Here is a 13,111-nt window from a genome sequence, read left to right as displayed (position 1 = left end):
TTCCGCCATTGCCTGTTTTACTGATGCCAAGACTGACGAATTAAGCTCGTGAATCCTTCCTCTAGGGCTGGAGGCGCACCTAAAAGTTGTCGGTGCATGCGCAACATTACAGCTTCTGGAACCACACGATCGCGCTGACGATTTCTGGTTAAACACACTTCCAAAGGCAAATCTAGCCAAAAGCCAATAATCTCCCTAAAGCCCAGCGATCGCGCCAACGTTAATACCCGTCGCCGTTGCCTGCGAGCCGTATTGGTAGCGTCGTAAATCGCATCAGGAATTTGGCCTTGGGAGATGTGCTTAACGGCTTGCTGTAGGTGATGTTGGACTTCGCGCCATACTTGCAACCACGGCCCCTGGACTGCTTCATCGCCAAACAATTGAGCCCGGATTGCATCAGTAGAAATTAACCGACGCTCCGGGCTAGCTGTGAGTAAATGTTGAGCCAGGGTGGTTTTGCCGCTTCCTGGCAACCCCATCAAGATAATCAGGCGAGTGATAGGTAGCGCAGGGTGCAAAGTTAGAGAGTCATCATCCCCTAACTCCACACCCCTAACTTCTTGCCTAGATGATGGTTCCATCCGGAATCACGGCATTTTTCATCACTACGATGATGCCATTGCGGATATAGAACCCTAGGTCCTCGCGCTCAGCTTCTTCTATCCGATCTTTGTTGATGATTTGTACATCGCAACCAATGTGGGCATTTTTGTCGATGATCGCCCGTCGAATGGTGGTGTTGGCTCCAATCCCCATCGGTACTGTGCGAGTTTCACAGTTGGTATTGCGCTCAGCAAAGGGTTGATAGAAGTCAGCACCCATCAGCAGGGAGTTGTCGATGACGCATCCGGATTCTACGCGCGATCGCACACCCAAGACAGAGTGTTGGATCTGGCAGTTTTTCAGAATGCACCCTTCCCCAATGATTGACTCGGTGACGTGGCAATCTAGGAGCTTGCTAGGAGGCAAGTAACGGGCACGGGTATAGATCGGTGCTTGCTCGTCGTAGAAGCTAAAGCGTGGCTGCGGTTGTTGAGTTAGCGACAAATTGGCTTCGTAGAAAGCTTCAATCGTTCCGATGTCTTCCCAGTAGTCATCGAACAAATAAGCTTGGACGTTGTGGTCTGCGGCGGAAGCTGGAATGATCTCCTTACCAAAGTCAGTGCGATCAGGCGACTGCTTCAACAGGTTCATCAAGACATCGCGCTTAAAGACATAAATGCCCATTGAGGCAATATAAGGCCGTTCTTGAGCTTGCTTAGCATCCAACCCTAGAATGCTGGTATCTACCTGCATCTGTTTCAGCGCTTCACCTTTGGGCTTCTCGCTAAAGTCTACAACTCGCCCAGAAGCATCAATCTTCATCAAGCCAAAGTCAGACGCTCGTCGCTCATCCATTGGCACGACTGAGATCGTGATGTCGGCTCCTGTATCCCGGTGGCGCTGCACAAACTGACGGTAGTCCATGCGGTACAGGTGATCTCCAGAGAGAATCAAGTACTCATCGACTTCCCACTCTTCGAACAACCACATGTACTGACGAACTGCGTCAGCCGTACCTTGGAACCAGTTGGGGTTTTCGGGGGTTTGCTGCGCCGCAAGTACCTCAACAAATCCTTCAGTAAAGCCAGCAAAGTTGTAAGCGCGGGCAATGTGGCGGTTGAGGGAGGCTGAGTTGAACTGAGTCAGAACGTAAATCTTGAATATTTCAGAATTAATGCAATTACTAACAGGAATGTCGATTAAACGGTATTTGCCTGCGAGGGGCACCGCAGGCTTCGCACGAGGCTTGGTCAATGGATAAAGGCGGGTTCCGGCTCCCCCACCGAGAATAATCGATAATACTCTTTTCACAAAAGACCTCTAAACTGCCAGTCAACTCCCAAGATAAGTGTCGGTCTGAGTGTGGCAGTTTGCAAGAGGGGATCGGAAGATAACAGAGAGTTTTGTCGATCCGCCCAAAGGCAGAGGAGGTTTAGCTTAAGGGGAGATTAAGGGGTGAGGGAGGGCGATCGCACTTATGGAGTGAGGAAGGCGATCGCCTTTCATTAACAAGCAAGGGCTATTTGGAAATAAAGTGGCACCACATATTGCCTGGGCCTTCGGGGGAGCAGGTGCGCTCAATTAAGCTGTAGGAATAAACCAAGCCTTTGCCTTTGGTTTTATCCCAATCAGTGTTCATGTCATAGCCACTATCCCAATACTCACCGTAGGGATCGTGGACGATGAAACCTTCGGAGTTATAACCCACCACAACAATGATGTGACCAAAGCGAGTGAAGTACCCATGCACAATCACGGGTTTGTCTTGAGCAATCCACTTCTTTACATCTTGAATCGAAGCAGTTTCGCGGAAGTCATCTTTATAGCCTTTTTGCTCCACTAACCACTTCAAGTCGTAGGGATCGTGTCTGGAGCGACCTTGCTCAATCAAGAAATCGTAGTACTCATCTTCGAGTTGGGCTTCTCTAGTGGGTTTAGCACCAAAGAAAGAGAGACACATGGCTACGCTGGTGACATTGCAGGAGCCGCCTGGATTGTAGCGATTATCAGTTTGGGCCAGATAAGGAAAGTCTTTAATGCGGTGTTGGCGGGGTAGTTCCCCCGGTGTCGGAGGTGAAAGCTGTTGTTGTGTAGCGACCACATCTTCTTGAGAAGTCACTAAGCGGACATGATCCGCAAAGGCGTACCAAGTATTGCGCCCTTTGAACTCAACATTCTTAAAGGAAACTTTGATGAGCTTGCCTTCAACTTTGTAGGAGTGTAGATCGAGCAATTGGCCAGCGGTGATTTCTTCTTTTTGGTCAGCGGGTAGATCGGACGCCTGAGCAGTTTGTAATTTGAAAACAGTATTTTGCAGGATTTTGAGCTTCATAACAAATCACCTAAAGATATATGGTTCCAGTCGGGGGATCAGGAACCTCTAGATTGGTCTGAGTTATATCAACAAGGCTAGGAGTCAAGTTTTCGTCATCGAATCACAATTAATCGCTGACTTTCTACCAGGGGAAAGAATTGCGAAATGGTTTGTGCCTGTACCTTGTCAGTGGAGGCTTAGAGAGCTACTTATGCAGATTTATACGCCAGACTGGGTCAAGCACGCAGTTTTCTACCAAATTTTCCCCGATCGCTTTGCCAAAAGCCACCATCCACACAAAAAATTGTTAAAAAATGCCAGTTGGGAAGCCTGGGACGAGATGCCAACGCTGCAAGGCTACAAAGGTGGCGACTTGTGGGGGGTAATAGAGAAGTTAGACTATCTCAAAGATCTGGGGATTAATGCTATCTACTTCACCCCTATTTTTCAATCTGCGAGTAATCACCGCTATCACACCCACGATTACTACCAAGTGGACCCGATGCTGGGGGGGAATGCAGCCTTTCGGGATTTGCTAGAGGCGGCTCACGAGCGCAATATTCGGGTGGTGCTGGATGGTGTGTTCAACCACGCGAGTCGAGGCTTTTTCTTCTTTCACGATGTGCTAGAAAATGGGCCGCATTCTCCTTGGGTCGATTGGTTCAAGATTCATGATTGGCCTGTGTCTCCCTATAACGGGGAGTACCCAGCAAATTACGAAGGCTGGGATAATAACCGAGCTTTGCCCGTGTTCAACCACGACAATCCAGAAGTACGGGAGTACATCATGGAGGTGGCGGAATATTGGATTAAATTTGGCATTGATGGTTGGCGTTTGGATGTGCCATTTGAGGTGAAAGCGCCCGGATTTTGGCAAGAGTTTCGCGATCGCGTTAAAGCGATCAACCCAGAAGCCTACATTGTGGGGGAAGTCTGGGAAGATTCCCGCGAGTGGCTAGATGGCACCCAGTTCGACGGTGTGATGAATTATCTATTTGCTGCTCCTACGATCGCATTTGCGGCGGGCGATCGCGTAGTAATGGAACAGGTGCAGGGCCGCTCGTATCATCCTTATCCGCCGCTGTTTGCCAAGGAATACGCTGAGAAAATTCAGGAAGTGTTAGCGCTTTATCCCTGGGAAATTCAGTTGACTCAGTTAAATTTGTTGGCCAGCCACGATACCGCTCGTTTGCTGTCGATTGCGGGGGGCGATCGCGCCAGTGTAGAGCTAGCCACGATTCTCCTGATGACGTATCCAGGTGCTCCTAGTATCTATTACGGGGATGAAGTGGGGCTGCCAGGAGCGCTCGATCCGGATTCACGACGAGCTTTCCCCATGGAAGACAAGTGGGAGCAAGATGTTCTCAGCTACCATCGCTACCTGATTGATTTGCGGAACCGCTACGCAGCTTTACGAACGGGAGCCTATCAGGTGTTGTTTGCGGAAACCACCGTCTATGTCTTTTCCAGAGTTCTGGGTGGCGAAGAGGTGATTGTCGCTGTAAATGTGGGAACCGCTTCCGGGAAGGCCCATATTAGTTGGGATGAGACAGGATTGCGATCGCGTCCTAGCGAGATTCTCTACGGCTCCGCTGAACTGGAGTGGGGTGAAGAGAATCCTTCCCAGTTGAGCTTGACCATTCCTGCTCGGACAGGCTGTATTCTGACTGCGGCTTCGTCATAAAGTAGCTTCGTGATCAAACAGATGAAATTCTGCTTCAACTGCTGGCAAGAAGATATTCAACCAACGTTGCTTGATTGGAAACCATCTCCCTATAGGGATGATATTTAAGCCAGTTTGAGAGCTAATGTTAAGCGAGGGGCAGCTGGGGTTCCGGTTGCCTTATTTTGCTATTCGCAAAAAAAGTTGCATTGGATGATCTGCACTCAATTGATGCACAAATCAAGTTAGCTTAAAGATTAAAAATTACTAGGAGTTCGGTGTGGAGTTGCATAGTTTTGAGCAACGGATGGAGACAATTCAGGAACGAATTTCCTCCTTAGCTCAATTCGCTGAGCAACTCTCTGCCGATCAAGCAGCCATTCTAAAAACATCACTGGATGAGCTTTCGAGCCTCACAAAAGCGCTGCCGACCCCTTCAAATAATGACATAAGTTCTAATAATCAAGACGCGCAGTTCCTAATTTGTCAATCAGAGGAAAAGCTTTCGAAAATATTTCAAGCGAGTCCTATCGCAATTAGCATTTCTACCATCACTGAGGGACGTTTTATTGACGTAAATAATAGCTTTGTAGACTTGGTGGGCTATAGCCGTGAAGAACTGATTAATCATACGGTTTTAGAACTGGCTATCTGGCCCAGTGCGGAAGATAGAAAAAGGCTAATCGAATTGATAAACCGTCAAGGCTTGGTCCGCAGCTTAGAAGCTAAATATGCCAAGAAGTCGGGTGAGATGCGAGATGCTTTAGTCTCTGTAGATGTTTTGGAGATAGACGGGGAAAGATGTGCTCTTGCTTTCTTGAATGACATTACCGAGCGCAAACAAGCAGAAACGCAGCTTCAGCAGCTCTACCAACAAACGCAGTATCAGGTGCAACGGGAGCGAGCCTTAAATCGTTTTACTCAAGCGGTTCGTAACTCTCTCGACATCGATTGTATCTTTGCGACCGCAGCCCAAGAAATTGGTCAGATGCTGCAAATTGATTATGTTTCGATTTTGCAGTATGTACCGCAGCGGCAAATTTGGCTGAATGTCGCTGAGTACGAGCAGCAGCTTGGTTTGGTGCCTACGGGTGTAGGAATGGAGGTTCCGGATGCGGATAACCCCTTGGCAGCTCGCCTGAAGCAATTAGAAGTGGTACGAATTGACAATACTCAGGTGCTCAATGATCCGATCAACAGCTCTCTAGCAGAAGAGTTTCCAGGTGCCTGGTTGCTGATTCCTTTGCAGTATCAAGGCAATCTCTGGGGCAGCTTGACTTTATCGCAAAGAGACTCGCCTCACACCTGGCAAGACTCGGAAGTGGATTTAGGTTGTGCGATCGCCGACCAACTCGCCCTAGCCATTCAGCAGTCGGAACTGTACCAACAGGTGCAGCAACTGAATGCCAATCTAGAGCAACAGGTGCAAGAGCGCACCCAACAACTGCAACGAGCCTTGAGTTTTGAGTCCTTGCTCAAGCGCATTACAGACAAAGTACGGGACAGCCTGGATGAAGGGCAGATTTTGCAAACTGCGGTTCAGGAACTCGGCTTAGGACTACAAGTGAAGCGCTGTGAAACCGCTCTGCATGACTTAGCGCAACAAACTTCTGCGATCGCCTATGAATTTACAGCAGTCCCACATACTTACTCAGGTCAGGTAGTGCCGATCGCCGAGTATCCCGATGTATATGAGCAGTTGCTACAAGGTCAAGGCGTGCAATTTTGCCCCATCTATTCCCGCTCCCAAACCAACGGCGAACCGGAAGCAATTTTCAGTTACCCCATCAGTGATGATCACGAGGTTTTAGGGAGCCTGCATTTGTGCAAAACTCCCCAAGCATATTTCGATGAGGCAGAGGTGCGGATTGTGCAGCAGGTTGCCAACCAATGTGCGATCGCTATGCGGCAAGCTCGGCTGTATCAAGCTGCTCAAGCCCAAGTCCAGGCTTTAGAAGCGCTGAACCAACTTAAGGATGACTTTTTAAGCACGGTTTCCCATGAGCTGCGAACCCCTGTCTCCAACATGAAGATGGCGATTCAAATGCTCAAAATTGCGCCCAGCATAGAGCGGCGACAGCGCTATCTCGAAATTTTGCAAATGGAGTGTACGCGAGAAATTGAGCTAATTAACGATCTGCTCGATCTCCAGCGCTTAGAATCACAAGCTGATGGCATCGCTTTAGAAGAAACGATTCTGCTACCCGATTGGTTACCGAGCGTGATTGAACCGTTTCGCTCCCGCATCCAAGAACGCCAACAAATCCTGCACATGGATGTGCCCGCCGATTTACCACCGCTGATTTCGGACTATGCCAACTTAGGGCGCGTCTTAGCCGAACTAATTAACAATGCTTGCAAGTACACCCCGGCAGGTCATCAGATTATTCTGAGTGTCTGGTGTGAATCTAAGTCTTTAGCGATCGCCCCAACTCCCCAGCCTGTCATTGCTTTAAGGGTTCGCAATCAAGCCAATATTCCTGCCGCTCAACTAGATCGAGTTTTTGAGAAGTTCTACCGAGTCCCTCACGCCGATCCTTGGCAACAGGGGGGTACAGGCTTAGGCCTGGCGCTAGTGCAGAAGCTAGTAGAGCAGTTACAGGGAGTTTTGCAAGTGGAGAGCGCAGATGGCTGGACGACTTTTACCGTTCACCTGCCTACTCAACCTCAAACTTCCTGAAACCATAAATTTTACGCGATCGAAACCTTTCCCCAAACCCCTCTCCGCGTCAGAGAGGAACTTTGAATATGGCTACCCTTCCCTCATAGGGAAGGGGCTGGGGGTTAGGTCGCAATCTGATGAGCACTCAGTAAGCCAGTGACCTAAACACCCACAGCATTATTGGAAAGGCTACTCCGCCATCGCCAAAGTCGGCATCAGCACCGTATCGATCACATGGATGACACCGTTATCAGCCAAGATGTCGGTTTTAAGTACATTGGCATCATTTACCTTCAAGCCTCCCTCCTGCCCTACAGCTACAATCGAGCCTTCCATTGTGGGAGCTTCATCGATCTGAGCCAAGTCATCCGAGCGGACATCGCCAGAGATTACGTGGTAAGTCAAGAGCCGCTTTAGCTTCAACGGTTCTTGCAATAACCCATCGATGGTGCCTTCCGGTAGCTTGGCAAAGGCTTCATCGGTAGGAGCCAAAACCGTTATGGGGCCAGGGTTTCTCAGTACGTCGTTTAAATTAGCCGCTTCAAGCGCACTCAGTAGTTGAGTAAACGATCCAGCCTGGGTAGCAGTTTCTAAGAGGTCAGCCATAGTTGCTTATTTAGCTTCTCGATAAAGTAGGTCTCTTGTTAAGAAATAGAAGCCAGAAACCGACTCGGCATCTTGCTACAGGCTGACTCGGCTAGGTTTAATGAGTGGATTGAATATTGCGCTGGCGCAACTGCTCCATAAAGAACTCTTCTAAAGTAGGCCGAGCTAAGCTGACCGTGATGATTTGCGCGCCCATGAGGCTGAGGCTGGCTAAGAAATCGTAAGGATCGCCCCGCAGGTTCCCTTCCCAGAAGCCGTCTTCAAACTCTAGATTGAGCATGCGCTTCTTCAGTACATCCAAGCTGCCACCTTTACCCTTGACGTAGTAAGTATCAGCCGTACCCAGCAGCTCATTCAAGGAGCCGACACAGATTAACTCGCCCTCAGCCAAGATGGCGACGCGATCGCAAATTTGCTCCACATCCGACAACACATGACTATTGAAAAAAATTGTTTTGCCTTGCTCTTTCAGCGACAGAATAATCTCTCGAATTTGGTAACGCCCCATCGGGTCTAGCCCAGACATCGGTTCATCGAGAAACACTACATCTGGGTCGTTAATCAAGGCTTGGGCCATGCCAATGCGCTGCAACATACCCTTGGAATATTGCCGTAGTGGTTTCTTGCGCGTCGTTTTTTGCGACAAACCCACGAGTTCGAGCAATTGCGGAATCCGTTGCCGTTGCACTGAGCGCGGAATTTGGAAGAGGCCCGCGACAAACTGCAAGAACTCCCAGCCCGTCAGGTAGTCGTAGTAGTAAGCGTTTTCTGGCAGGTAACCGACTCTTTGCTTCACTAAGCGATCGCCCAAGGGCCGCTCTAATAAAAAAGCCTTACCAGAAGTGGGGCGAACAATGCCCAACAAGGTTTTAAGCAGAGTGGTTTTGCCTGCGCCATTTGGCCCCAACAAGCCAAAGGTTTCTCCCTGATAGACGGTAAGGGAGCAGCCTTTTAAGGATTCCACGCGCTGATTGAACCAGAACCCGGTGCGATAGACTTTGCGGAGGTTATTGGTTTCTACTACCGTCGGGCGATCGTATACGACTAGTTCGCCTGGTGAATCTGTTGCAGCAGTCATTACAGTTCCACTGAATATCCTAGTCTTCTAGATTAGCTTGGTCTTGGCTTCTCACAGCCACAGGGTTACTGCCATTCGTTGAGTGCTGTCACCCAATGCTGCAACAAAGCCGAAACTTGGCTGCGCCGCGCCTCAAAGGTGGCCGCAATCCAAATTAAAGCCAAACCTAAAACAATCAGCAACGCCCACAGCAGCAAAGAGTAGTTGTCAATTAAGAGCCAAACTTGCCGCAAAACTTGAATCATGAAGCTGGCTGTACCGACGTAGAGAAAAGCGCGGACTTGCAAGGTTAGTCCCGCCAAAATCAGCCCAATACTAAAGCCCAGCGTTCCTAAGGCGATCGCTAAACTAGTTTCCGATTGATAGATCGCGGTTAAACAAATCAAACCCACGGCTAAACTCCGCAGCCAATGGCGTTTCTCGCGTTCAGTGGGCGATCGCAAAGCTGGGTCAACTTGCGCTACATAGAGCAGCGACCCACCCAAAACGGCGGCATACCACAATGGTTCCTCTAAGGCGCGATCGCTGAAAAAGCGTAGAATCGCCCAGTCTGCCAGCAGAATACTGAGATAACTAAGCCGTGCTTGATTGCGAGTTTTGGCCACCCACGCATAAAAAGCTGCCACAATCAGCAAACTTTGCAAATTCACCCCACCCGCATTGGCAACCGCGATCACCCCAGGCAGCAGAATGGCTGATTGCTGCCAAGGCTCCAACGCCCAACCTCCGCGTTGCCAAGGTAGAACGTACATGCCATAAGCTATAGCACTGGCGATCGCGGCTCCCCAAGCGATTAGAGTGGCATCCGATAGCCACAGACTAAGCAGATAGCCAATCGCTAGCAAACTGGTGACAATTCCGGTGTAAGTCCAAGACTCACTGTCTCGACCTTCCCGGAGGGCATAGATGGCGAGCACAGCCGTAATCCCCACCCACAGCAGTTCTCCGGTGGGGCTGAGCGAATTGAACAGCGCTAGCAGCATGAGACCGCTACTGATAATCCAGTGCAAGTGAGCGATCGCGTGAATTCGGGGCGCGTCAAGGCGGAGGTACGGCACCAACCACCGGGACAGCAGGCGATCGCCGATCGCAATTACAGCCGCCAAAGCCCCCAGCAATAAGATGCCATCGCCTGCATTGCCGCCTGTCGCTTGCATGAGCTGGTAGACCAGCAACTCGTAGGCCGCGATCGAGATACCCACGATTGAGAGGTAGGTTAATGCGAGTCGAGGTTGTTGTCGGCCTACGCCAATGCCAATGAGAGCGGCACCGAAGCTATACAAGCCTGTGGTAGCTGTGAAGGTAGTGTGAGCGCCCATCAGAGCCAAAGCCGCATAAACTACCGGAATCACATGCCAACTCATGAGATAAGGCTGCTGAGTTCGCCTCACCCACCAATCACTGGCTAGTTGCGCGACCAATCCCAAAGCCAGATTTGCGATCGCCAATCGTTCCAGCAGGGTAGGAACTAAGGAGACATCCGGCGACCATAGCAGCCGAACCACCAGTAACTCGATGCCCCAAGCCAAGCCATAAAACCCTACATTGCTCGCTTGCTGCCAAATGCGGTAGCCAATCGCCAATGTCGTCAAAGCGATCGCAACGGTGTAACCCACAGAGCGATCGCCGAACCTACCGTAAAGAGCTAAATCATAACCAGTCAAAATCAGCAGATTGATAATGCTGAGCGCGATCGCCCAACCATTACTGACTTGAGCATAGATTTTGGCTAAAGTTTGAGTTTGTCTACGGCCAATATCGTGAAGCAACCAAAGGATCAGCGTTGCGCTCGCCACCAAGTTCAGCGCGATCGGCAATGTAAGCTGAGTCGAGAAACCCTGCCAAATCACTGCGATCGCCAAACCCAAGCTGAAACCCACGGTGAGAATGGCGGCACCTACATGCTGCAAGCGGTAAGTGTTTACCAGCATCAAACTAGTCGCCACACCTAAGCCGATTAAGCGAGGAGTCGCAAAGCCCAGTGTCAAAGGTTGCACGACCACTAACGCCAGCGTACTCAACCAGCTTGCCTGTCGAGCATGAGGCCACTGTCTGCGAGTTGCCAAACCAGTCATGGCAGCGGGAGCCAGCAACCAAAAACGCCCTACTGCACTCGATTCACTCAACCAAAGGCTGCCAAACAGTGTGTAGCTGATCGCGGCTAAGAGTAAGCCGAAATACCAAGCACTGCGTTTCCAGACAGGCCAACGAGGAGCCAATGTAAAACTCCACTCCAATAGCGCTCCCGCCAGCAACACTCCCGCCCAAAGCTGAGTTGGTAAATTCGGAAACTGGAGGTCAAGCGCAGAAGCGATCGCCGCTAAACCCGTGACATGGGTCAAGTAAATCAGCCCAGAAGAAGCCTGAGACCGCTGCCGCACCACCACCGCTAAGGTCAAGGTCGAGAGAGCTAGATTGAGCGATCGCAGCAGGGGATTGGTCAGACTAAACAAAGTCAAAGCAATGCCCAAGCCTAAAGCTAAGGCTTCGCTCCAGTCAGCTATTTGCGGTTGTTGTCGTTGTCGCCAATACTGCGCTACTACTAGCGTCAACGCTAAGTAGGGAAAGAACCCAACTCCAACTAAACTCGCTGCTGTGAATGAACTGCCTACGATTTGCTCATTCCAACGTAGAAAAGCTTGCCTCCCGTCTACTGGAATTAACCACCACAGCAACCAGTAACCTTGTAGCCCTACTAGAAAAGCAGCGGTGAGCAAGGCAGCTTGAGGCAAGCGCCGTAAGCGATCGCTAAGCAGCCACAAGGCCAAGCCACTAATCGCGATCGCCTGCCACGGCGGTTGTACCGATACTGTGACTAACCATCCCAGTAGCAATAAAGCTGCGCCTGCCTGAGTCCACAAAATTCTGCCTGGTTTTTGTCTCGCCAGCCAGCACAACAGCCAGCCACAAATTCCCACCGCCAAGCCTAGTCGATGGATTGGAACTTGGGCGACCAAAACAGCTCTGGCAATTAGTAGCAAGGCTGAGGCTGCAACCGCAATGATGCTAGGAGCTAGCCATGTCTGTCCCGTCATCGAAGACGAAACGCGTTCTGAGTCAGGCGATCGCGCTTCTGAGCTTGTCTGAGCCGTGATAGCTGCTGAAGCTTGGTCTTGCTGCAACAATACAAACGCCGTACCGACCGTACCCAGATAGGTAGCGATTAGCGGAAATCCAGACCACCCCCAGCCCCAATGCAGCCAGCTCAAGGCCACAGCATCTAGCAAGAGCCAACGTGAAGTAGCTACAGGGTGGACCGAGTTGCGTCTGAATCCCAAAGGTTGCATCAGCAAGGCCGTCAGACCAAATGCTGCAACAACTGCGATCGCTCCACCTTCAGGTTGTTGCCACAACTTAAACCCATCCATCATCCAGAAGTTGACCGGAATGATCAGCAACGTCGCCGTCTGCAACATCCGAGCTGTGAGCTGTAAGTTGGGTTGTTTCGTAGCCCATAAACCTGCAACCCAAAAGGCCAAAGTATAAGCAAATAAAATGCAGTACTGCCCGGTAGGAGGAAAGTTGCGCCACTGGCTCGCAGCTAGCACTCCCGACGAAACTACCACCATAAACACGCCCAAGAATAGCAGCCAGATGACGCTAATCTCAGCCATCAATGATTGCAGGCGTTCGGCTAAGAAGTTGCTTTGTCTGATAGTCGTGCCACCAACGCTAGTGGAGCTAGCCGCACTGTCAGAGCGAACTGGAGAAGATCGAGCGCCTGTTCTAATCCGGGGTCTTCGCGACGATCGCTCAACTGGTTCAATCAGAAAGTCTGAGTCAGGTTCAGCATCCCCTACTGAGGCGTCATTAACTGGAATGGGCTCCGGTAAGGCACAGGTGAGATAGCGATCGCCGATCTGCTTAACTTGCTCTTCTGAGAGTAGTCCTAAGTCTTGCCATACCTCCAATCCTTCCAACAAGGCAGAGTTCGCCTGGACGCTGAGTTCAATCCTAATCAAGCGATCGGAGCCAGATGCCATGCTTCACTGCCCTCCCAGTCCACGTTCGAGATAGCTAGCAAGATAACAAGCTTTTTCTACCTGGCTGCTCAGTACTCGCACTTTATTAAGCATCATCCCTTCAGAGATGGGCTACTCAGAGCGATCGCCTATAAACCAACTCCAAAAACTAATGAATTGTACGTTACAAAGCCAGGTCTTTGAGGACTAATCCAACGCTCAGCAATGCGACACTAAAGCAACAGTTACTTGGGCTGAAGTGCGTCCCTCAAGCTATTTGAAA

8 protein-coding genes are annotated in these 13,111 nt (G+C 50.4%); 2 read left to right on the top strand and 6 right to left on the bottom strand.

Annotated features, from left to right (window positions below):
• Positions 1-17: 17 nt before the first annotated feature.
• The 3 genes from H6F90_RS17610 to H6F90_RS17600 all read right to left on the bottom strand — a co-directional run bounded on the left by H6F90_RS17610 (position 18) and on the right by H6F90_RS17600 (position 2,875).
• Positions 18-581 (bottom strand): AAA family ATPase, encoded by a 564-nt coding sequence (locus H6F90_RS17610; protein ID WP_199295991.1) that lies wholly within the window; start codon positions 579-581, stop codon positions 18-20.
• Complete coding sequence (locus tag H6F90_RS17605) at positions 565-1,854, bottom strand: glucose-1-phosphate adenylyltransferase (protein WP_190433263.1); 1,290 nt, start codon at positions 1,852-1,854, stop codon at positions 565-567. The genes H6F90_RS17610 and H6F90_RS17605 overlap by 17 nt, the downstream gene beginning before the upstream one ends.
• A 208-nt stretch (positions 1,855-2,062) precedes the next feature.
• The gene (locus H6F90_RS17600; protein WP_190553626.1) at positions 2,063-2,875 is read right to left on the bottom strand and encodes a C39 family peptidase; all 813 of its coding nucleotides are present in this window, start codon (positions 2,873-2,875) and stop codon (positions 2,063-2,065) included.
• A 193-nt stretch (positions 2,876-3,068) separates the two neighbouring features.
• Between H6F90_RS17600 and H6F90_RS17595 the strand changes: the two genes are divergently transcribed.
• Together H6F90_RS17595 and H6F90_RS17590 are read left to right on the top strand one after the other, a co-directional pair.
• Positions 3,069-4,541, top strand: a complete 1,473-nt coding sequence (locus tag H6F90_RS17595) for a glycoside hydrolase family 13 protein (RefSeq protein WP_190553625.1) — start codon at positions 3,069-3,071, stop codon at positions 4,539-4,541.
• A gap of 259 nt (positions 4,542-4,800) precedes the next feature.
• Positions 4,801-7,200 (top strand): GAF domain-containing protein, encoded by a 2,400-nt coding sequence (locus H6F90_RS17590; protein ID WP_190553624.1) that lies wholly within the window; start codon positions 4,801-4,803, stop codon positions 7,198-7,200.
• 171 nt (positions 7,201-7,371) lie between these two features.
• On the opposite strand, the gene H6F90_RS17585 is transcribed toward H6F90_RS17590, so the two are convergent.
• The 3 genes from H6F90_RS17585 to H6F90_RS17575 all read right to left on the bottom strand — a co-directional run bounded on the left by H6F90_RS17585 (position 7,372) and on the right by H6F90_RS17575 (position 12,849).
• Positions 7,372-7,788 (bottom strand): fasciclin domain-containing protein, encoded by a 417-nt coding sequence (locus H6F90_RS17585; protein ID WP_190553623.1) that lies wholly within the window; start codon positions 7,786-7,788, stop codon positions 7,372-7,374.
• A gap of 97 nt (positions 7,789-7,885) precedes the next feature.
• Complete coding sequence (locus H6F90_RS17580; RefSeq protein ID WP_190553622.1) at positions 7,886-8,866, bottom strand: ABC transporter ATP-binding protein; 981 nt, start codon at positions 8,864-8,866, stop codon at positions 7,886-7,888.
• Positions 8,867-8,931: 65 nt separating this feature from the next.
• The gene (locus H6F90_RS17575; protein WP_190553621.1) at positions 8,932-12,849 is read right to left on the bottom strand and encodes a hypothetical protein; all 3,918 of its coding nucleotides are present in this window, start codon (positions 12,847-12,849) and stop codon (positions 8,932-8,934) included.
• Between the last annotated feature and the right edge of the window lie 262 nt (positions 12,850-13,111).

This window comes from Trichocoleus sp. FACHB-591 (assembly GCF_014695845.1).
GTDB lineage: Bacteria > Cyanobacteriota > Cyanobacteriia > FACHB-46 > FACHB-46 > Trichocoleus.
The sequence above is the reverse complement of the archived record's forward strand: the minus strand, read 5'-3'. Positions and strand labels throughout refer to the sequence as shown.